The sequence below is a fragment of the Agreia sp. VKM Ac-1783 genome (genome assembly GCF_900177765.1).
In the GTDB taxonomy this organism is placed as follows: Bacteria; Actinomycetota; Actinomycetes; order Actinomycetales; family Microbacteriaceae; genus Agreia.
The window spans coordinates 731555-751029 of the sequence record NZ_FXWI01000002.1; the positions used below are offsets into that span (position 1 = coordinate 731555).

At 65.5% G+C, this 19475-nt stretch carries 20 protein-coding genes; 10 read left to right on the forward strand and 10 right to left on the reverse strand.

Annotated elements, in window-relative coordinates; translation table 11 throughout:
• Window positions 1–13 precede the first annotated feature (13 nt).
• The 3 genes from CCK87_RS08500 to ychF form a co-directional block, all read right to left on the reverse strand.
• The gene (locus tag CCK87_RS08500) at window positions 14–1609 is read right to left on the reverse strand and encodes an ABC-F family ATP-binding cassette domain-containing protein (protein ID WP_086460956.1); all 1596 of its coding nucleotides are present in this window, start codon (window positions 1607–1609) and stop codon (window positions 14–16) included.
• Between the two features lie 102 nt (window positions 1610–1711).
• A complete protein-coding gene (locus CCK87_RS08505) occupies window positions 1712–2275 on the reverse strand; it encodes an alpha/beta hydrolase (protein ID WP_086460957.1) in 564 nt (187 codons plus the stop codon).
• Between the two features lie 102 nt (window positions 2276–2377).
• The gene (gene ychF, locus CCK87_RS08510; RefSeq protein ID WP_086461249.1) at window positions 2378–3451 is read right to left on the reverse strand and encodes a redox-regulated ATPase YchF; all 1074 of its coding nucleotides are present in this window, start codon (window positions 3449–3451) and stop codon (window positions 2378–2380) included.
• A gap of 74 nt (window positions 3452–3525) precedes the next feature.
• On the opposite strand from ychF, the gene CCK87_RS08515 reads away from it, so the two are divergent.
• Together CCK87_RS08515 and rmuC are read left to right on the forward strand one after the other, a co-directional pair.
• Window positions 3526–4116: an exonuclease domain-containing protein gene (locus tag CCK87_RS08515; protein WP_086460958.1), complete on the forward strand. Its 591-nt coding sequence runs from the start codon at window positions 3526–3528 to the stop codon at window positions 4114–4116.
• Between the two features lie 51 nt (window positions 4117–4167).
• Window positions 4168–5412 (forward strand): DNA recombination protein RmuC, encoded by a 1245-nt coding sequence (gene rmuC / locus CCK87_RS08520; protein ID WP_086460959.1) that lies wholly within the window; start codon window positions 4168–4170, stop codon window positions 5410–5412.
• A gap of 10 nt (window positions 5413–5422) precedes the next feature.
• Here rmuC and glpX read toward each other — a convergent pair whose 3' ends face one another.
• Window positions 5423–6409 (reverse strand): class II fructose-bisphosphatase, encoded by a 987-nt coding sequence (gene glpX / locus CCK87_RS08525; protein WP_086460960.1) that lies wholly within the window; start codon window positions 6407–6409, stop codon window positions 5423–5425.
• A 163-nt stretch (window positions 6410–6572) separates the two neighbouring features.
• Between glpX and fbaA the strand changes: the two genes are divergently transcribed.
• Together fbaA and CCK87_RS08535 are read left to right on the forward strand one after the other, a co-directional pair.
• On the forward strand, window positions 6573–7601 hold the full coding sequence (gene fbaA / locus CCK87_RS08530) for a class II fructose-bisphosphate aldolase (RefSeq protein ID WP_086460961.1): 1029 nt from the start codon (window positions 6573–6575) through the stop codon (window positions 7599–7601).
• A gap of 12 nt (window positions 7602–7613) precedes the next feature.
• Window positions 7614–8126, forward strand: coding sequence for a DUF6264 family protein (locus tag CCK87_RS08535; RefSeq protein ID WP_086460962.1), 513 nt, complete (start codon window positions 7614–7616; stop codon window positions 8124–8126).
• Between the two features lie 10 nt (window positions 8127–8136).
• Here the strand turns inward: CCK87_RS08535 and CCK87_RS08540 are convergent, their stop codons facing one another.
• Window positions 8137–9192, reverse strand: coding sequence for a 4-hydroxy-3-methylbut-2-enyl diphosphate reductase (locus CCK87_RS08540; RefSeq protein ID WP_086460963.1), 1056 nt, complete (start codon window positions 9190–9192; stop codon window positions 8137–8139).
• Window positions 9193–9285: 93 nt separating this feature from the next.
• Here CCK87_RS08540 and xseA point away from each other — a divergent pair, with 93 nt between their 5' ends.
• From xseA to CCK87_RS08565, 5 genes are all read left to right on the forward strand, one after another.
• A complete protein-coding gene (xseA, locus tag CCK87_RS08545) occupies window positions 9286–10548 on the forward strand; it encodes an exodeoxyribonuclease VII large subunit (RefSeq protein WP_249273792.1) in 1263 nt (420 codons plus the stop codon).
• Between the two features lie 10 nt (window positions 10549–10558).
• Entirely contained in the window at window positions 10559–10789 is a 231-nt protein-coding gene (locus CCK87_RS08550) for an exodeoxyribonuclease VII small subunit (RefSeq protein ID WP_085486787.1), read from the forward strand.
• A gap of 2 nt (window positions 10790–10791) precedes the next feature.
• Window positions 10792–11457, forward strand: a complete 666-nt coding sequence (locus CCK87_RS08555; protein WP_086460965.1) for a DUF4245 domain-containing protein — start codon at window positions 10792–10794, stop codon at window positions 11455–11457.
• Window positions 11454–12089: a carbonic anhydrase gene (locus CCK87_RS08560; protein ID WP_086460966.1), complete on the forward strand. Its 636-nt coding sequence runs from the start codon at window positions 11454–11456 to the stop codon at window positions 12087–12089. The genes CCK87_RS08555 and CCK87_RS08560 overlap by 4 nt, the downstream gene beginning before the upstream one ends.
• Window positions 12090–12161: 72 nt before the next feature.
• Window positions 12162–13586, forward strand: a complete 1425-nt coding sequence (locus tag CCK87_RS08565) for a class II fumarate hydratase (RefSeq protein ID WP_086460967.1) — start codon at window positions 12162–12164, stop codon at window positions 13584–13586.
• A 70-nt stretch (window positions 13587–13656) separates the two neighbouring features.
• On the opposite strand, the gene CCK87_RS08570 is transcribed toward CCK87_RS08565, so the two are convergent.
• The 3 genes from CCK87_RS08570 to CCK87_RS08580 all read right to left on the reverse strand — a co-directional run bounded on the left by CCK87_RS08570 (window position 13657) and on the right by CCK87_RS08580 (window position 16705).
• Window positions 13657–14229, reverse strand: a complete 573-nt coding sequence (locus CCK87_RS08570; protein WP_140162790.1) for a prepilin peptidase — start codon at window positions 14227–14229, stop codon at window positions 13657–13659.
• Between the two features lie 88 nt (window positions 14230–14317).
• Window positions 14318–15616: a PhoH family protein gene (locus CCK87_RS08575; RefSeq protein WP_249273829.1), complete on the reverse strand. Its 1299-nt coding sequence runs from the start codon at window positions 15614–15616 to the stop codon at window positions 14318–14320.
• Window positions 15617–15919: 303 nt separating this feature from the next.
• A complete protein-coding gene (locus CCK87_RS08580) occupies window positions 15920–16705 on the reverse strand; it encodes an isoprenyl transferase (protein ID WP_249273793.1) in 786 nt (261 codons plus the stop codon).
• Between the two features lie 70 nt (window positions 16706–16775).
• Between CCK87_RS08580 and CCK87_RS08585 the strand changes: the two genes are divergently transcribed.
• The gene (locus CCK87_RS08585) at window positions 16776–17480 is read left to right on the forward strand and encodes a hemolysin III family protein (RefSeq protein WP_086460971.1); all 705 of its coding nucleotides are present in this window, start codon (window positions 16776–16778) and stop codon (window positions 17478–17480) included.
• Between the two features lie 18 nt (window positions 17481–17498).
• Here the strand turns inward: CCK87_RS08585 and CCK87_RS08590 are convergent, their stop codons facing one another.
• Window positions 17499–18629 carry a Gfo/Idh/MocA family oxidoreductase gene (locus CCK87_RS08590; protein ID WP_086460972.1) on the reverse strand — a complete coding sequence of 377 codons (1131 nt, stop codon included), beginning with the start codon at window positions 18627–18629 and terminating at the stop codon, window positions 17499–17501.
• Window positions 18626–19453, reverse strand: a complete 828-nt coding sequence (locus CCK87_RS08595; RefSeq protein WP_086460973.1) for a sugar phosphate isomerase/epimerase — start codon at window positions 19451–19453, stop codon at window positions 18626–18628. The genes CCK87_RS08590 and CCK87_RS08595 overlap by 4 nt, the downstream gene beginning before the upstream one ends.
• Window positions 19454–19475 lie beyond the last annotated feature (22 nt).

The window sequence follows — 19475 nt, forward strand, 5'->3', positions numbered from 1 at the left end:
CACCGCCGGGGGTCTACGCCGCCGTGACGTCGATCTCTCCCGCACCCGCGCCAGCCGCGCCGAAAACGAGCATCCGGTTCGCGATCTTGTCGGTGAAGAACCGGTCGTGACTGACCACGACGACGGCGCCGGGAAAGTGCACGAGGGCGCGTTCCATCACCTGGGTGCTTGCGAGGTCGAGGTGGTTGGTCGGTTCGTCGAGCAGAAGAACGGATGCGCCGGACAGCAGACACTGGGCCATGGCGACGCGGGCGCGTTGTCCGCCCGAGAGCTCGCGGATGCGCTTCTTGAGGTCGGCCTCCGAGAACTGGAACATGGCGAGGAACCGGCCCACCGATTTGCGCGTCGCTGTGAGAGCGAGGCTGTCGGGCAGCGCGTTGACGGCGTGTGTGACCGTGTCGTCGAGATCGAGCTCGTCGAGCATCCGGTTGTACGAGACGACCTTCGCGCCCGACGCCCAGTCGACGTGGCCGTGATCCTGCTTCTCGTCGCCCGTGAGCACGCGCAGCAGCGTGCTCTTGCCGCTGCCGTTGGCGCCGAGCACCACGATGCGATTGCCGCGTCGGATCTCGAATCCCAGACCTGTGAACAGCAGTTTGTCGCCGTAGGCCTTTTCGAGACCGTCAACGCGGCAGAGAACGTCTTTCACGTGCAGGCCGCCGTAGATCTCGGTGATGATCTGATCGACAGGGCGGGGAGCTCGCGACTTCTTGATTCCCGAGAGCTGCTTGTCGAGCTTCTTGCTCGACGCCTTGGCCGCCTCGCGTCGATCGGAGATGCCCTCGGCCTCGAAGGCCAGCAGTTCGTTCTCGTGCACGAACTGCGCCTCGAGCGTCTTCAGGCGGAACTGCTTCTGCACGATGTATTCACCGAAGTTGCCCGGGTACTCGTGCAGATGAAAGTTCTCGAGCTCGATGATGCGGGTCACGACGACGTCGAGGAACGCCCGGTCGTGCGACACGATGATGGCGGCGCCCTTGAAGTCGCGGAACCACGACTCGAGCCACTCGACTCCGGCGACATCGAGGAAGTTGGTGGGCTCGTCGAGCAGCAGCACGTCGGGGTCTTCGAGCAGGATCTTCGCCAGCGCTGCGCGGTTGCGCCATCCACCCGACAGGGCGTCGATGGGGCACGTGCGATGCGCCTCGTCGAATCCGAGCGTCGTCAGGGCCTGGTCGATCTTGCGGGTGTAGTCCCAGCCATCGAGGCGGTCCATCTCGCCGAAGAGCTCGGACTGCCGCTCGATGAGCGTGTCGAGGGAGCCGCCGGCCGCGGCCTCGACCGCGATCGTCGCGTCGATCGACGCGAGTTCGTCTTCGACGGCGTGCACCTCGACGAACAGCGCATCCAGCACCTCGATGATCGTCTGCTCGCCGTTCAGCTCGGAGAACTGCGAGAAGTAGCCGATCTTCACTCCGGCTTCGACGGTGACCGTTCCCTGGTCGGGCTGCACCTGGTCGAGCACCAGCTTCAGGAGCGTGGTCTTGCCGGAGCCGTTGCGACCGATGAGGCCGACGCGGTCTTTAGGCTCGAGGCGGAAGAAGGCCTCACGCAGGATCTGCGTGTTCTCGAACTTGACGCTCACGTCGTTCAGGCGGATCAGGCTCATGGGTGTTCCTTCGGTGCATCGTCGAACGCGGGTGTTGTCGCCGAACGCGGTGGTGCGGCCACCGCTCTCGGCGAGAACCGCCGCGTTCGGTGCAGAGAGAACTCAGTCCCAGTCGAGGTAGTCCTCGATGGCCCACGACGTCGCGCCGACGTTCTCTGACGGGAACATGTGGCCGCCTCCGTCGACGGAGACGACGCTCACGCGGTCGGGAGCCGCCGCCTGCAACGCCTCGCCGTTGGCGGGCGGGGTGACGTCGTCTTCAGACCCCTGGATGACCAGAACGGGCAGTCCCTCGGCCAGCGTCAGGTCGCCGGCTTCCACACCGAGCAGCAGCACCCCGTTGACGCGGTCGTGGAAGTCCAGAGCGACGGCGCGAGCGACGGAGCCGCCGAACCCGTGGCCGCCCAGCCATGCATCCTCGATGCCCGCGGCATCCATGATCTCGACCACGCCGCTGGCGAGGTCGTGCGCCGAGGCGCCGCCAGACGCACCGCCCGCGGCGATGCGGAGAACCTGGAAGTCCTCTTCGACGAGGATGTGCGCGAGCGTGCCGAGGTAGTCGATGGGAAGACCCTCGTCGGCGACCAGAACGACCGTGGGGCCGTTTCCCTCCACTGCGTACGAGATGGCGCGTGCCTCGGGGTCGAAGATCTGCGTTTCGGTCATGGTCTGGGCTCCCTTTCGTGCGACGGCGAAGCTCCCGCTCGCCTCCGACACCCTACTGGAGTGGGAAATGGAAAGTACGGGCGGTTCGCGAAGATTCGCGGGCTACACGTTAAAGCGGAACTCCACCACGTCGCCGTCCTGCATCACGTAGTCCTTGCCCTCGATGCGCGCCTTGCCCTTGGCACGCGCCTCTGCGATCGAGCCCGTCTCAACGAGGTCTTCGAAGCCGATGATCTCGGCCTTGATGAAGCCCTTCTCGAAGTCCGTGTGGATCACGCCGGCCGCTTGAGGCGCCTTCGCGCCCTTCGGAATCGTCCAGGCGCGGGTCTCTTTCGGACCTGCGGTGAGGTAGGTCTGCAGTCCGAGCGTGTCGAAACCGATACGGGCGAGCTGGTCGAGGCCGCTCTCTTCCTGCCCTGTCGACTCGAGCAACTCGGCGGCGTCGGCGGGGTCGAGGTCGATGAGCTCCGACTCGAGCTTCGCGTCGAGGAAGATCGCGTGGGCCGGGGCGACGAGCGCTGCAAGCTCGTCGAGCTTGGCCTGGTCGCCCAGAACTCCCTCGTCGATGTTGAAGACGTAGATGAACGGCTTGGCCGTCAGCAGCCCGAGCTCGCGGATCGGCTCGAGGTCGACCGCCGAGGCCGACAGCGGCTTGCCCGTGTCGAGCCACTCGCGCGCGGCCTTGACGGCGACGAGAGTCGAGGGGTCGGCCTTCTTGCCCTTGACCTCTTTCTCGAAGCGCGTCTCGGCCTTCTCGAGGGTCTGAAGATCGGCGAGGATCAGCTCGGTATTGATGGTCTCGAGGTCGCTCGCCGCGTCGACCTTGCCGTCGACGTGCACCACATCTTCGTCGGTGAATCCGCGCACGACCTGGGCGATCGCATCCGCTTCACGGATGTTTGCGAGGAACTTGTTGCCGAGGCCCTCGCCCTCGCTCGCACCCTTGACGATGCCCGCGATGTCGACGAACGACACGGGGGCGGGCAGGATGCGCTCGCTTCCGAAGATCTCGGCGAGAGCGGCGAGCCGCGCGTCGGGAAGATTGACCACACCCACGTTCGGCTCGATGGTCGCGAACGGGTAGTTCGCCGCGAGCACCTGATTCTTGGTCAGGGCGTTGAACAGGGTGGACTTGCCGACATTGGGCAGACCGACGATTGCAATAGTGAGAGCCACGAGCATCCATCGTACTTGCCCGGCGCGCGGCCTCCTTCGAAACGACGGTCGGTACCGCATGAGAGCATCGATATGTGCCCCTGAATTTCACTGCCATCGACTTCGAGACCGCCAACTCCTATCGCGAATCCGCGTGTTCGGTGGGTCTGGTCAAGGTGCGCGACGGCGTCGTCGTCGACGAGACCTCGTGGTTCATCAAGCCCGAGGTCGGCTTCGACGAGTTCTTGCCCTGGAACACGAAGATCCACGGCATCTACAGCGAAGACGTGCAAGACGCCCGCGGCTGGGAGGAGCAGCTCGACGAGTTGGTCGACTTCGTCGGAGACGATCATTTCGTGGCCCACAACGCGGCGTTCGACATGGCCGTCATCCGCGCGGCGAGTGCGGCAGCCCGCGTCGAGTGCCCTCCGAACGCCTATGCCTGCAGCCTGCAGATCGCCCGAAAGACCTACTCGCTCGATTCGTATCGCCTGCCCGTCGCGGCCATGGCGGCCGGCTTCGAAGACTTCAGACACCACGATGCGCTGGCGGATGCCGAGGCGTGCGCGGCGATCATCATTCATGCGGCCGAACGTCACGAGGTGAACTCGATCGAGACCCTCGCCGGCGCCGCCGGGGTCAAGATCTCGCAGCTGCGACCCCCGGTCGTCTCCCCCGTCGGCTGACGCGCGGCCGATGCGTCGGGCGATGTCGGATGCCGGTGCGAGACTTCCGGCATGGATCCCATACTCGCCCTCGTGCTCGGTCTGCTCATCGGCATGGTGCTCGGCGGCGCCATCGGCTGGATGCTCCGCTCGGGCCGCATTCCGCAGGTCGACCCCAGGCCCATGGCTGAGCTTCAGGCCCGCTCCGCAGCGGCCGAGGCGACGATTGCCGGCCTCCACGAACAGCTCGAGCTGCAGGTCGGGCGCATCGGCGAGTTCCAGCAGCGAATCCGCGAGATGAGCGAGGCCGAAGCCGAGCGGGTGAGTTCAGACGGGCGCGTGCTCGTGGCGCTCAGCCCCGTTGCCGAGAGCCTCCGTCTGGTGCAGCGCAAGGTCTCCGAGCTCGAAGAGCAGCGCCAGAAGCAACACGGCGAGCTCAGCGAGCAGTTGCGCAGTGCGACCGAGTCCGAAGAGAGGCTGCGCAGCACCGCGGAGTCGCTCGCCTCGGCCCTGCGGTCGAACAGCACGCGCGGCGTGTGGGGAGAGACCCAGCTTCGCCGGGTCGTCGAGGCGGCCGGGCTGATCGAGCGCGTCGACTTCGATGTGCAGACGAGCATCGTCGGCTCCTCGGGAGCTGGTCGCCCCGACATGGTCGTGCATCTGCCCGGCGGCAAGAACATCGCCGTCGACGCGAAGGTGCCCTTCGACGCGTACCTCGAGGCCAGCTCGATCCCGGCCACAGCAGCGGGTGCCGATGGCGCCGAGAGAGACCGGCTCATGAAGCGCCACGTCAAGGCCGTGCGCGACCACATCACGACGCTGAGCAACAAGGGCTACTGGACGGGCCTCGAGGCCTCCCCCGAACTCGTCATCGCGTTCATTCCGAGCGAGTCCCTCGTGTCGAGTGCCCTCGAGGCCGATCCGAGCATCATGGAGTTCGCGTTCTCCCGCAAGGTCGCGCTGGCCTCGCCCGTCACGCTGTGGTCTGTGCTGAAGACCGTGGCCTACAGCTGGCAGCAAGACGTGCTGACACACGATGCGAAGGTTCTCTTCGACCTGAGTCGTGAGCTGTACACGCGCCTGGCGACCACCGCCACCCACGCCGAGAAGCTCGGCCGCTCGATCGAACGCAGTGTGCGCGACTACAACTCGTTCGTCGGGTCGCTCGAGCGACAGGTGTTCCCGACCGCACGAAAACTCAACGCCCTCGACGAGTCGACCGTTCTCGGCGTGCTCCCCACGATCGAGGAGCAGCGCCGAGAACTGTCGAGCTTCGAGCTCGTCGCCGAACTAGAGAAGAACGATCCCGCGGCCTAGAACCGAGGGCTCAAAACCACTTGTCGGCGATGTGGTCGGCCACGATCCGGCGGATCGTTCCCGAGCGGCTGCGCAGAACCAGGCTCTCCGTACGAATCACGGGGCCCTTCTTGCGCACACCGGCGACCAAGCCGCCATCCGTCACGCCCGTCGCCACGAACATGGTGTTGTTGCCTTTCACCAGGTCGTCGGCCTCGTAGACCCGGTCGATGTCGAGTCCGGCATCGATTGCACGCTGGCGCTCGTCGTCGGTCTTGGGCAGCAGCCGCCCCTGAATGAGTCCGCCGAGCGCCTTGATGGCACAGGCGGTGACGATGCCCTCCGGGCTGCCGCCGACTCCGACGCACATGTCAGTTCTGGTCTCGTAACGGGCGGCGTTGATGCCACCGGCGACGTCGCCATCCAGCAGCAGGCGCGTTCCCGCACCGGCGGCGCGGATCTCTTCGATGAGGCCGAGGTGGCGGGGGCGGTCGAGCACGGCGACCTTGATGTCAGAGACGTCTTTGCCCTTCGCCTTGGCCAGCGCGCGGATGTTGTCGCCGATCGGCCGGTCGATATCGATCACTCCGATGCCCTCGGGGCCGGTGACGATCTTGTCCATGTAGAAGACGCTGGACGCGTCGAGCATGGTGCCTCTGTCGGAGACGGCGATGACGGAGAGGGCGTTCTGGCGGCCCGCCGCGGTGAGGCTTGTTCCATCGATCGGGTCGACGGCGATGTCGCAGGCCGGCCCCCGGCCGTTGCCGACGTGCTCGCCGTTGAAGAGCATGGGCGCCTCGTCTTTCTCGCCCTCGCCGATCACGACCACACCGTCGAAGTTGACCGTCGTGAGGAACGCGCGCATCGCGTCGACCGCGGCTCCGTCGGCGGCGAGCTTGTCGCCGCGACCGATGAACGGATACGCGCGAATGGAGGCTGCCTCGGTGGCGCGCACAAGCTCCATGGCGAGGTTGCGGTCGGGGTGAAGGTAGAGAGCGTCGTTTTCGGGATTCGTCATTGCAGACCTCACAGAATTCGTTGCCACGTGACGGCTCCTGTCGCGCGTCATCGACTGGCCCCTCCAGCGTAGCGGTGCCCCTCTGCCGCCCGCTGTGCACGTTCTCCCACTCCCAAAGTTGACGCTCCCCTAGGATGAAGTCGCGTAGACACAAGGAGAAATCATGCCCATCGCAACGCCTGACCAGTACGCCCAGATGCTCGACACCGCGAAGGCGAAGGGATTCGCCTATCCCGCGTTCAACGTGTCGTCGTCGCAGACCCTCAACGCTGTTCTTCAGGGCCTCACCGAGGCCGAGTCCGACGGAATCATCCAGGTCACCACGGGTGGCGCAGACTACTTCGCCGGCCACACCCGCAGCGGAGCCCGTGCCACAGGAGCGCTCGCCTTCGCGGCATTCGCGCACGAGGTCGCCAAGAACTACCCGGTGACCGTCGCCCTGCACACCGACCACTGCCCGAAGAACGCGCTCGAGAGCTTCGTGCTCCCGCTCATCGCGGCGTCCGAGGCCGAGGTCAAGGCCGGCCGCAACCCGATCTTCCAGTCGCACATGTGGGACGGCTCCGCTGTTCCTCTCGCCGAGAACCTCGAGATCGCTCAGGACATGATCGCGCGCACGCGTGCCATCAACGCCATCCTCGAGGTCGAGATCGGCGTCGTCGGCGGCGAGGAAGACGGCGTCAGCCACGACATCAACGAGCACCTCTACACGACCGTCGACGACGCGATCGCGACCGTCGAAGCGCTCGGACTCGGAGACAAGGGCCGCTACATGGCCGCTCTCACCTTCGGCAACGTGCACGGCGTCTACAAGCCGGGCAACGTCAAGCTGCGCCCCGAGCTGCTCAAAGAGATCCAGGACGGCGTGCAGGCGAAGTATGGAACCGGCCCGCTGCCGTTCGATCTCGTCTTCCACGGCGGCTCGGGCTCGACCGATGCCGAGATCTCCGAGGCCGTCGCGAACGGTGTCATCAAGATGAACATCGACACCGACACCCAGTACGCCTTCAGCCGCTCGGTGGCCGACACCGTGCTCAAGAACTACGACGGCTTCCTCAAGGTCGACGGCGAGGTCGGAAACAAGAAGGTCTACGACCCACGCTCGTGGGGAAAGCTCGCCGAGACTGCCATGGCCGCGCGCGTCATCGAGTCGACCCACCAGCTCGGCTCTGCCGGCCACGCAGGCAAGTAGGCCGCAGAAACAATGGCAGACGACAGGCCCACCCCGCGCTACGGCGAACTCGCACCCGAGGGGTGGGTCTGGTCGCCTCCGGCCGACTCTCACGAGACCGAGACGGCAGGCACGGCTCCGGATGCGGCTGACGCACCAACACCAGCGGCCTCGCCGGCCCCCTACCGCGTCCTCGACGCGTCGATCTCCGTGTTCCTGCTCGTCACGGCGGTGATGACGAGTTCGTCGAGCGTTCCATCGCTCTTCGACCTGCGCAGCACCCTCGATATGTTCTATGCAGATCGCGGCCTGGGCGACTACGGCGGCGGTTCGGCAGTCGACATCGCGGGCGCCATCGCTGCGATCGCCCAACTCGTTCTGCTCGTGACCACCATCTGGCTCACCGTGCGCCTCATCGGTCAGCGTCGGCGATCGTGGCCCGTTCCTCTGCTCATGGGCGCTCTCGCCATGATCGTGACGGTCGCGTGTGTCGCAGTGGCACTGGTCGCAGACCCGGGATTGATCTCGGGCCTCCGCGCCAGCTGAGCAGGGTCGACTACTCTGAGTCGGCCTGCTCCGCACCCGACCGACGTCCGCCGAGTGCTCGGGCGTCGTTCTTGCCGGTCATGTCTTTGCGCAGTTCTTTCGGCAGCGAGAAGATCAAGTCTTCTTCGGCCGTGATCACGGTCTCGATGTCGCCGTATCCGGCGCCCGCGAGCTCGTCGAGCAGATCCTGCACGAGCACCTCGGGCACAGAGGCTCCACTGGTGACGCCGACGGTGTTCACGCCGTCGAGCCACTCCTGCTTGACCTCGTGTGCGTAGTCGACGCGATACGCCGCCTTGGCACCGTACTCGAGAGCGACCTCCACGAGACGCACGGAGTTCGACGAGTTGGCCGAGCCGACGACGATGACCAGATCGGCATTCTTGGCGACCTTCTTGATCGCCACCTGTCGGTTCTGGGTGGCGTAGCAGATGTCGTCGCTGGGCGGGTCCTGCAGGTTGGGAAAGCGTGCGCGGAGTCGGTTGACCGTCTCCATCGTCTCGTCGACAGACAGGGTGGTCTGCGACAGCCACACGACCTTGTCGGGATCGCGGACGACGACGGTGTCGGCTTCGTCGGGGCTGCCGACCAGGGTCGTGTGCTCGGGAGCCTCGCCCGCCGTGCCCTCGACCTCTTCGTGGCCTTCGTGCCCGATCAGCAGAATCTCGAAGTCGTCGCGTGCAAAACGCACGGCCTCGCGGTGCACTTTGGTGACGAGCGGGCAGGTGGCGTCGATGGCCTGAAGACCGCGATCGGCGGCACCCTGCACGACAGCGGGCGACACTCCGTGGGCGCTGAAGACGACGTGCGCCCCCGGCGGAACCTCATCGACTTCCTCGACGAAGATCGCTCCACGCTTCTCGAGGGTCTGCACGACGTGGATGTTGTGCACGATCTGCTTGCGTACGTACACAGGAGCGCCGTAGTGCTCGAGTGCTTTTTCGACGGCGACGACGGCGCGGTCTACTCCTGCACAGTAGCCTCGGGGGGCCGCAAGCAGCACCTTCTTCTCCCCGGTGACGGGGGTATCCTTTAGCCTGTTTCTTACGCCGGGAATCCTCGGCATCGGCAGACTTATAGTGGCTTGGCTCACTCCTCCATGGTAACCGTGAAATCACGGTGGTCGGCCGTAGCAGAACCACGCGCAGGGAGCACCCGCATGACAGACGCCCCACAGGCCGACGCCCCGGCGACTCTCGAGAACCCCTGGCCGGTCGCGCTTCTCTCGAGCAAGATCAAGGGCTACATCGAAAGACTCGGCACCGCGTGGGTCGAAGGCCAGATCACGCAGTGGGGCGTTTCGGGTTCGAATGTCTACGGAAAACTGCGCGACGTCACCGACGACGTCACTATCGGCTTCACGATCTGGTCGAGTGTTCGCAGCCGCATTCCCGACGACCTCAAGCAAGGCGACCGCGTCGTCGCCCTCGTGAAGCCGAACTACTGGCTCAAGGGCGGCACCCTCACGATGCAGGTCTTCGAGATGCGCCATGTGGGGCTCGGCGACCTGCTCGAGCGACTCGAGCGCCTGCGGCTACAACTCGCATCCGAAGGCCTTTTCGACGTCTCCCGAAAGAAGCGCCTTCCGTTCTTGCCGCACTGCGTGGGGCTGATCACCGGCAAAGACAGCGATGCCGAGAAAGACGTACTGCGCAACGCTCAGCTCCGATGGCCGTCGGTTGAGTTCCGAGTCGTCCACGCGGCCGTGCAGGGCGAGCGCACGCCCCGCGAAGTCATCTCCGCCATCCAGCAACTCGACGCAGACCCCGAGGTCGACGTCATCATCATCGCCAGAGGCGGCGGTGACTTCCAGAATCTCCTCGGTTTCAGCGATGAGGGTGTCGTGCGCGCTGCAGCCGCGGCGTCGACTCCGATCGTCAGCGCGATCGGACACGAGGCCGACCGCCCGTTGCTCGACGATGTGGCCGACCTGCGCGCATCCACCCCCACAGATGCCGCGAAACGCGTCGTGCCTGATGTCGCCGAAGAACTGTCCCGGGTTCTCCAGGCGCGGGCTCGACTCGGAGTGCGGGTGAACCATGTCATCAAGAACGAGATCGACCGCTTGGGGCAGCTGCGAAGCCGGCCCGTGCTCGCGAGTTCCAGCTGGCTCGTCGACGTGCGCAGCGAAGAACTCACCCGCTACGTCGCACGGGGCAGCGAACTGGCGTCTCGGATCGTCGAGCGCGCAGACGACAGCACCCGTCAGCTCGTGGCTCATCTACGCGCTCTCTCTCCCCAGCGCACCCTCGACCGCGGATACGCCATCGTTCAGCGCGATGACGCCTCGATCGTTCGCGGTCGAGACGACGCGCCGAGCGGGGCCGACCTCACCATCACGGTCTCCGACGGTGCGATCAACGCCACATCGACAGGTGTTCGCAGTCTCTCCGCAGCCGCCGCCCCCTCCACCGCAGAATAAGATTGGAACCATGCCCTCCACAGCGACAACCCCGTCGACCGACGACATCGACGCTCTGAGCTATGAGCAGGCTCGCGACGAACTCGTTCGCGTCGTCACCGAACTCGAACAGGGCTCATCGACGCTGGAGCAGTCCCTCGCCCTGTGGGAGCGAGGCGAGGCGCTGGCCCGTCGGTGCGAGCAATGGCTCATCGGGGCCAAAGCCCGCCTCGACGCCGCCCGCCAGTCGGTCGCCGAGTAGAGGTGGCACGCCGCGAACCGAAGCCCCGCCCCGTCGTGGCGGAACTCGGACGACCCGAGACGCCCGAAGAAGAAGCCGCCCGCAAGGCACAGAACTCCAAGAACTACCGCGACAGCAAGACCATCCGCAACCTCTGGGTGGCAGTCGGCGTCACCGTCGCCATCGTCGCTCTGATGGTCTTCATCGTGCCGCGCGATGACTCCTCCCGGCTTCAATCGGTCGACTACCGCTCTGTCGCGGTCAGCGCCCAGCGCACACTTCCCGTTCCCCTCGCCGTTCCCGAGCTTCCCGACACCTGGTCGTCGAACGTGGCAGAGATCCGCACAGCGAGCCTCGACGGCGTGACGTCGTGGTTCATCGGCCTCATCACTCCGTCGAAGCAGTTCCTCTCGATCACACAGGCGGTCGACGCGAACCCGAGCTGGCTTGTCAATGAGATGCAGCAGACGATTCCGACAGGCACCGTCACCATCGACGGCGTCGACTGGATCGTCTACGACAACCGAGACTCCGATCGCGATGTCGGCAACGTCGAATACGCGCTGACCACCGAGTCGGGTCGCAGTACGTTCATCGTGGCCGGAACAGCCACGCCCGACGACGCCAGGGCGCTGGCGTCCACCATCACGACCACCATCGAAAAGCAGACGATCGAGGCGACATCATGAGTGATTCCCCCCTTACCCCGGCCAAGATCTGGGGCGAGATGCTGCGCGGCAACGAGCGCTTCATCAACGGCACGCCGCGCCACCCTCGTCAAGATGTCGAGCGTCGACACCAGATCGCCGCGGGCCAGGCGCCCCGCGCCGCCCTGTTCGGTTGCAGCGATTCTCGACTCGCCGCCGAGATCATCTTCGACAAGGGTCTCGGTGACCTCTTCGTCGTGCGCAACGCCGGCCAGGTCATCTCCGACTCTGTGCTCGGAAGTCTCGAATACGCGGTCGGGGTGCTCGGAGTGCCCCTCATCGTCGTGCTGGGCCACGACGAGTGCGGGGCGGTGGCCGCTGCCATCGAGTCCGTCGGGCCTGACGCGCCGCAGCTGCCCGTGCACATCCGAGGCATCATCGAGAAGATCACCCCCGCCGTACATGCCGCCGAGCACCGGGGAGCTGACGCGCCCGAGGCCGTCGACCCCCACGAGGTCGGCCGGCTACACCTGCGAGACACCGTGCGCGAGCTTCTCGAGACCTCCGAGTTGATCAGCGAGGCTGTGGCCGAGGGCCGGCTCGCGATCGTGGGCGCCAACTATCGACTGGCCGAGGGCCGCGCTGTTGCCGATCTCGTGATCGGCAACGTCTAAACCTCGCGACAACGACTTTTCAGACCCACACACAGCGCCCACAAGGCGAAACACAGGAAGGCAGGCCACACAGTGGTGGACACAGCAACCGGAACAGACGGAACAGAGCAGTTTCGAATCGAACACGACACGATGGGAGAAGTGCGCGTCCCCATCAACGCCAAGTACGGCGCACAGACGCAGCGAGCCGTCGAGAACTTTCCCGTTTCGGGTGCCGGACTCGAATCGGCACAGATCTCAGCACTCGCTCGGATCAAGAAGGCTGCGGCTCTCGCCAACGCTCAGCTCGGGGTACTCGACCAGTCCATAGCCGATGCCATCGCATCTGCAGCAGACGAGGTCATCACGGGGGCGCTCGACGCCGAGTTCCCGATCGACGTCTATCAGACGGGCAGCGGTACCTCGTCGAACATGAACATGAATGAGGTGCTCAGCACTCTCGCCACAGCCCGACTCGGCAGCCCCGTTCACCCCAACGACCACGTCAATGCATCGCAGTCATCGAACGATGTCTTTCCCACCTCCGTTCACGTTGCCGTCACGGGTGCCCTCATCGGACAGCTGCTGCCGGCTCTCGACCACCTCGCCACGGCGCTGGAGGCCAAGGCCGAGCTGTGGAAGTCAGCAGTTAAGGCCGGGCGAACGCACCTCATGGACGCCACTCCGGTAACACTCGGGCAGGAGTTCGGCGGCTATGCCATGCAGATCAGGCTCGGCATCGAGCGCGTACAGTCGGCGCTCCCCCGAGTGGCCGAAGTTCCTCTGGGCGGCACCGCAGTCGGAACGGGCATCAACACACCCGCGGGCTTCCCGCAGCTCGTCATTCGACTTCTCGCCGAAGAGACAGGGCTGCCGATCACCGAGGCCCGCGACCATTTCGAAGCGCAGGGCGCCCGCGATTCGCTGGTCGAGGCATCCGGCGCCCTTCGGGTGCTCGCCGTCAGCCTCACCAAGATCTGCAACGACCTCCGTTGGATGGGCTCCGGCCCCAACGCGGGTCTCGGTGAACTGCACATCCCCGACCTGCAGCCCGGATCATCGATCATGCCGGGCAAGGTCAACCCGGTTATCCCCGAGGCCGTTCTGATGGTCTGCTCCCGGGTCATCGGCAACGACGCGAGCATCGCCTGGTCGGGTGCCTCCGGCGCCTTCGAACTGAACGTCGCCATTCCGGTCATGGGAACGGCACTGCTCGAGTCGATCCGGCTGCTGTCGAACTCCTCGGTGCTGCTCGCCGACAAGACCGTAGCGGGCCTCGAAGCCAACCTCGACCGCGCACGCGCCCTGGCGGAGTCGTCTCCCTCCATCGTCACACCGCTCAACCGCATCATCGGCTATGAGGCTGCCGCCAAGATCGCCAAGCACTCCGTCGCCAACAAGATGACCGTGCGCGAGGCCGTCATCGACCTCGGATTCGTGGAGCGAGGCGAGGTCACCCTCGAGCAGCTCGACAAGGCTCTCGACGTGCTCTCGATGACGGCGCCGCCCGCGGCCTGATCCGACTCGACGCCGTCCGAACCGAGGCCGCCCGACCGCATCCACCTGCGGTTCGGGCGGCGTCGTGCCGTTAAAGCGCTCGCAGGGCCACGACCGCCCAGAAGGCGACCAGCAGAACGGGGCCGAAGGCGATGCGCCGGCCTCGGTGCCCACGACGACTCAGCAGAAGCACCGCCGAGTAGCCCCCGCCGAGAAAGAATGCCAGCATCAGCGCCGAGGCGGCGAGGAGCGGCGAAACCAGCGACAGGCATCCGGCCATCACGGTGCTCAACTTCACGTCTCCCATGCCCAGCCCTCCCACGAGGTTGAGCACGAGCATGACCACCGCCACGATCGAGGTCGTCGCCAGGGCGGCTACGGGCAACTCCCCCGACGAGATCCCTGCCCAGCAGCCGTCGATGACGACGGCACCGAAGCCGGGAACCACTAGCACGTTCGGCAGCCGTCTCAGGCGCAGATCGAAGACGACGAGGCTCGGAGTCACGAGTGCAAGCCAGGCGAGCGTGACGACGCCAGGGCCACACCCCACCGAAGCGAATGCCAGGCACAGCAACAGGGCACCGATCACCACCTGAGAGGGATGCGCGCCCCGCACGACGTCGACCAAGCCGATAGCGGGTCGTGGCAGACGCTCCGAGCTCATGCGCCCCACGGTAACGGTGAGCGGGGCGTGCCGTCAGAAGTTATCCACAAGGGACTCCCTCAGGCCAGCACGCCCCGCACCCCGATGATCAGGCCAGTTCGTTCGACTCCAGCATCTCGGTGACGAGCGCCGCGATAGCCGAGCGCTCAGACCTGGTCAGCGTCATGTGCCCGAACAGAGGATGCCCCTTCAGCGTCTCGATGACCGAGGCGACGCCGTCGTGGCGGCCCACTCGAAGGTTGTCGCGCTGGGCCACGTCGTGGGTCAGTACGACGCGGGAGTTCTGCCCGATGCGGCTCAGCACCGTGAGCAGAACGTTGCGCTCGAGCGACTGGGCCTCGTCGACGATCACGAACGCGTCGTGCAGCGAACGACCGCGGATGTGAGTGAGTGGCAGCACCTCGAGGATGTTGCGTTCGATCACCTCGTCGATGACGTTCTGCGACACGATCGATCCGAGGGTGTCGAAGACCGCCTGCGCCCAGGGGTTCATCTTCTCGGACGCGTCTCCCGGCAGGAAGCCGAGCTCCTGCCCGCCGACCGCATAGAGAGGCCGGAACACCATGATCTTGCGGTGCTGCTGCTTCTCGAGAACCGCCTCCAGTCCCGCGCAGAGGGCCAGAGCCGACTTTCCCGTTCCGGCTCGACCTCCCAGCGAGATGATTCCGACCTCGGGATCGAGCAGCATGTCGATGGCAACCCGCTGCTCTGCCGAGCGGCCGTGCAACCCGAAGACGTCGCGATCGCCCCGAACGAGCTGGAAGCTGCGCTTGCCCGTCACGCGGCCCAGCGCCGATCCCCGGTCGGAGTGGATCACGAGCCCGGTGTTCACCGGAATTCCCTCGACCAGGTCCGTGTCCATCGACTCCGACTCGTAGAGCGACGACATCTGGTCGGATCCGAGAGTGATGTCCGCAAGTCCGGTCCAGCCCGAGTCCACCGCCAGTTCCGCGCGGTACTCCTCGGCCGCGAGGCCGATCGAGGCAGCCTTGACCCGCAACGGCAGATCCTTCGAGACGACGGTCACGTCGAGCCCATCGTTCGCCAGGTTGAGGGCGACGGCGAGAATGCGCGAGTCGTTGTCGTTCAGCTGCAGCCCCGAGGGAAGCACCGACATGTTGGAGTGATTGAGCTCGACCCTGAGGCTGCCGCCCTCGCCCACCGCGATCGGAAAATCGAGCCGTTCGTGGAGCACGCGCAGCTCATCCAGATTGCGCAGCGCCTGGCGGGCGAAATATCCGATCTCGGGATCGTTCCTCTTGGATTCGAGTTCCGTGATGACGATCACCGGAAGAACGACGGGGTGCTCGGCGAACCGGAAGATCGCCTTCGGATCGGACAGCAGAACCGAGGTGTCCAGAACGTAGGTTCGTTCCTTCTGGTTCACGACTGCCGGCGCAGAACCGGATGCCCGCGTGCGGCTTCCGGTGTCGGTTGACTGGTGGGAATTGCGATCGGCCACGACTACTCCAACCCCGAGCGCGTGATGCACTCGGATCACTGTGGCGAGTCGGCCCCTAAGCCTTTCTCAAGTCTTTAGGTTTCTCCCGAGTCGTACTTATGTGGCCGACTCGACCAGGTGCCATACCTGATGTGCTTGACGCTACGTGCCACCGTGTTTCGAGCGGTGACGACACGCCCCGTGTTCGGTTACGTTCATGTAAACGAGCGGGGTCGGGATGCCGCGGGCTCAGCCGCCGAAACGACGGTGCCGACGCGAATAGTCGCGGAGGGCACGGAGGAAATCGACCTCACGGATATCCGGCCCGAGCGCCTCCATGAAGTAGAACTCGCTGTGGGCGCTCTGCCACAGCATGAAGTCACTGAGTCGCTGCTCGCCCGACGTGCGGATGACCAGGTCAGGATCGCGCTGGCCGCCTGTGTAGAGGTGCTCTGCGATCAGCTCCTGATCGATGCTCTCTGCCAGGTCTTCGAGCGTGTGGCCCTGCTCCTGGTGCGCGCGGATGATGCTGCGCACAGCATCTGCGATCTCGGTGCGCCCCCCATAGCCGACCGCCAGGTTGACGTGGAGCCCGGTATGACCGGCCGTGCGTTCTTCGGCTTCGTCGAGCGCTGTGACGAGGGTGGGCGGCAGGCCGAGGTCGCTGCCGACGTGTTTGATGCGCCAGTCACGGAAGTGAGACAGCGCGCCGGCCAGCTCGGCGATGATCTCGACGAGTTCGTCGAGTTCGTCTTTGTTGCGGCTCGTCAGGTTGTCGGTCGAGAGCAGGTAGAGAGTCACGACCTGGATGCCGAGGTCGTCGCACCAGACGAGGAACTCGCGCATCTTTGCAGCCCCTGCGCGGTGCCCATGCGCCGCGGTGCCGAGCAGTCTCTGTTTGGCCCAACGACGGTTTCCGTCGATGATCATCGCGACGTGATGCGGCAGCGCATCGACGGCGAGCTCTCGTCTCAGTCGCTTCTGGTAGAGGCCGTAGAGGAAGCCGCTTCCCCGTGGGTTCTCTTCGATGGACACACGCATACGCTACCCGTGTTCGCAGAGAAACTCACAGCGGCGCGGACGCGCCGCCGCGTACGCTGGCCTAATGCGCGCGCCCGCCGACCTCCCCAACATCCCTCTGCTCGACGACGCGGTCGAGCACCCCATCGAGGTCAAGCCCACGTGGCGCGGCTGGATCCACGCGGGCACGTTCCCCCTCGCGATCATCGCGGGTATCGTGCTGATCGTCCTTGCCGACGGTTCGGCAGCGAAGGCCGCCAGTGCGGTCTTCATGACGACGTCGCTGTTGCTCTTCGGCAACTCAGCGCTGTACCACCGATTCAACTGGAAGCCGCGCATGAAGCGGCTCCTGAAGCGCATCGATCACGCCAATATCTTCTTGTTGATCGCGGGCACCTACACCCCGATCGCCGTACTCGCCCTGCCCCCGGAGAAGGGCATCCTGTTGCTCTGTCTCGTCTGGGGCGGCGCCCTCTTCGGCATCGGGTTCCGGGTGTTCTGGATCGACGCGCCCCGCTGGCTCTACGTTCTGCTGTACCTGATGCTGAGTTGGGCAGCCGTCATGTACCTCGGCGATCTGCTGGCCACGAATGCGGCCATGATGCTGCTCGTACTCGTCGGCGGCCTCTGCTACACCGTCGGCGCCGTCGTCTACGCGCTGAAGCGACCCAACCCGTTCCCCGGCCGCTTCGGGTTTCACGAGATCTTCCACGCGCTGACCCTCGTGGCGTTCCTCTGCCACTGGACGGCCATCCTGCTCATCGTGCTCAACCCCTCCTACGGGGGCTGAGCACACCGGACGCCGGCCCTACAGCGTGCGAGCGAACGGGTCGAAGTCGACAGGCACAGATGGCACCGGAGCGGTGAGCGAGCTGCTGACCGTGACGAACTCGCCGCTCGCCGCCGATTCCTGGGCGGAGAGCATGACATCGAGCACGTGGTAGCCGAGCTCTCCGGTGGCGACGTGCGGGCGATCCGCGGAGATCGCGCGGACCATGTCGAGCAGTCCGAGACCTCGGCCCACGACCGTGCCTCTCTGCTCCAGCTCGATCCATTTCTGCTCTCCCCAGTCTCCATCGGAGAGCGACGTCCGAGCCGTGACGTATGCACTGCGGCCTTCGAACTGATTGGGGTCGGGGACGATGAGCGATCCCCGCGTCCCGTGCACCTCGAAGACGCCATGTCGTTCGAGTGCCGAATCGAAGCTCAGGAGGCTCGAGGCCTGCTGGCCCGAGTCGAACGAGGTGAGCAGCTGTAGAGAGCTAGGGACTTCCACAGGAAAGGTCGTTCCAGCGTTGGGCCCCGACTGGATGACGCGCTCTTCGGCCTTCTTCCGACCGAGCGCCCCGACGCGGTCTACCGACCCGAAGAGGCTCACGAGGCCACTGATGTAGTACGGGCCCATGTCGAGCAGAGGGCCGGCGCCCTCGGCGAAGAGAAATTGGGGACTCGGGTGCCAGAGATCCGGACCAATGGTCTGGAACGTGGTGGTGGCAAACATCGGCTCCCCGATGAGACCCTCCTGGATGGCGCGCTTCGCCGTCTGGAATCCCGGCCCCAGGATGGTGTCCGGCGCCGAGCCCACACGAAGCCCCCGAGCAGCCGCGTCGTTCAACAACTGAGCGACACCGGCTCGGTCGAGCCCGAGAGGCTTCTCGCTCCACACGTGCTTGCCCGCCGCGATGGCGGCGGACGAGACCTCGATATGTGCCGCGGGGATCGTCAGGTTCACGACCACCTGCACGTCGGCGTGACCAAGCACGTCGGCGACGGAGCCCCAGGAGGGGACGCCGTGTTTCTCAGCCTGGCTCTTGGCCCGCTCCTCGATGAGGTCACCGACGATGATTACGTTCACATCGGGAAAGGAGCGGAGGTTCTCGAGGTACGTATCACTGATGACGCCCGCGCCGACGACACCTACTCCCACAGGCCCGCTCATGCGGCGTACCCTCCGTCGATGAGAAAGTCGTAGCTCGCCTGGATGTCGGCGAAGACGTCTCCCGGGGCATTGTCGTATTCGATGACGGCGTACTTGATGTGGCCTTCACCGGCCGCGAGCGAGTCGACGAGAGGAACCTGTCCCTCCCCCGGTCGACGCTGGTCCAGCGTCTCCGAACCGAACGGAGCAGCTCCCGGCGCGAACGGATTCTCGGCCGGTGCGATGCCGTCTTTCACGTGCACAGCGACGAGGCGGTCGCCGAGCCACGAGACGAGACGCGGTCCATCTTGTCCACCCGTGAGCGCCCAGAAGAGGTCCAGCTCGATCAGAACCCGCTGGTCGGTCGCCGAGACGAACCGCTCGAACGCGGTCTGACCGTCGAACGACGCGATGAACTCCTGCGCGTGGTTGTGGTACCCGACCGACAGGCCGAAAGTGGCCGCGAGCTCGGCGGAGGCGTTCAACCGGTCGGCGATGTCCTGGACGCCCACCTCTGTCAGCCACCGGTCAGCGGCCACGAACGGGTCGATGACCGTCGTCATGCCGAGCGTGGCGGCCGCTTCGAAGACGACCTCCGGCGCAGGGGTGGGGATCGAGCCATCGGGAGTCCACAGGGTGTCGGAGAGTAGAGGTGCGTGTCCGGTCGGAGAAGTCAACCCACTCGCATCGAGGGCGGATCGGATCTCGTCGGGACGGCGGACGAAATCGAATGCCTCCACGTGTGTGAGTCCGATGGCGGCGAGCTTGTCGAGCGAGCCGCTCGGGTCATCCGAGAATTCTTTGGCCAGCGTGTACAGCTGAATGGATGCTGCGGGGAGCGTCATGCGTGATTCACCTTTCGATCGT

Bases quoted from the DNA above. Each gene is read 5' to 3' on its own strand.
- CCK87_RS08595 (WP_086460973.1), bottom strand. From the start codon at position 19,453: ATGACGCTCCCCGCAGCATCCATTCAGCTGTACACGCTGGCCAAAGAA.
- CCK87_RS08500 (WP_086460956.1), bottom strand. From the start codon at position 1,609: ATGAGCCTGATCCGCCTGAACGACGTGAGCGTCAAGTTCGAGAACACG.
- CCK87_RS08585 (WP_086460971.1), top strand. From the start codon at position 16,776: ATGCGCGCGCCCGCCGACCTCCCCAACATCCCTCTGCTCGACGACGCG.
- glpX (WP_086460960.1), bottom strand. From the start codon at position 6,409: ATGACGAATCCCGAAAACGACGCTCTCTACCTTCACCCCGACCGCAAC.
- rmuC (WP_086460959.1), top strand. From the start codon at position 4,168: ATGGATCCCATACTCGCCCTCGTGCTCGGTCTGCTCATCGGCATGGTG.
- CCK87_RS08540 (WP_086460963.1), bottom strand. From the start codon at position 9,192: ATGCCGAGGATTCCCGGCGTAAGAAACAGGCTAAAGGATACCCCCGTC.
- xseA (WP_249273792.1), top strand. From the start codon at position 9,286: ATGACAGACGCCCCACAGGCCGACGCCCCGGCGACTCTCGAGAACCCC.
- CCK87_RS08570 (WP_140162790.1), bottom strand. From the start codon at position 14,229: ATGAGCTCGGAGCGTCTGCCACGACCCGCTATCGGCTTGGTCGACGTC.
- CCK87_RS08535 (WP_086460962.1), top strand. From the start codon at position 7,614: ATGGCAGACGACAGGCCCACCCCGCGCTACGGCGAACTCGCACCCGAG.
- CCK87_RS08560 (WP_086460966.1), top strand. From the start codon at position 11,454: ATGAGTGATTCCCCCCTTACCCCGGCCAAGATCTGGGGCGAGATGCTG.
- CCK87_RS08590 (WP_086460972.1), bottom strand. From the start codon at position 18,629: ATGAGCGGGCCTGTGGGAGTAGGTGTCGTCGGCGCGGGCGTCATCAGT.
- fbaA (WP_086460961.1), top strand. From the start codon at position 6,573: ATGCCCATCGCAACGCCTGACCAGTACGCCCAGATGCTCGACACCGCG.
- CCK87_RS08505 (WP_086460957.1), bottom strand. From the start codon at position 2,275: ATGACCGAAACGCAGATCTTCGACCCCGAGGCACGCGCCATCTCGTAC.
- CCK87_RS08550 (WP_085486787.1), top strand. From the start codon at position 10,559: ATGCCCTCCACAGCGACAACCCCGTCGACCGACGACATCGACGCTCTG.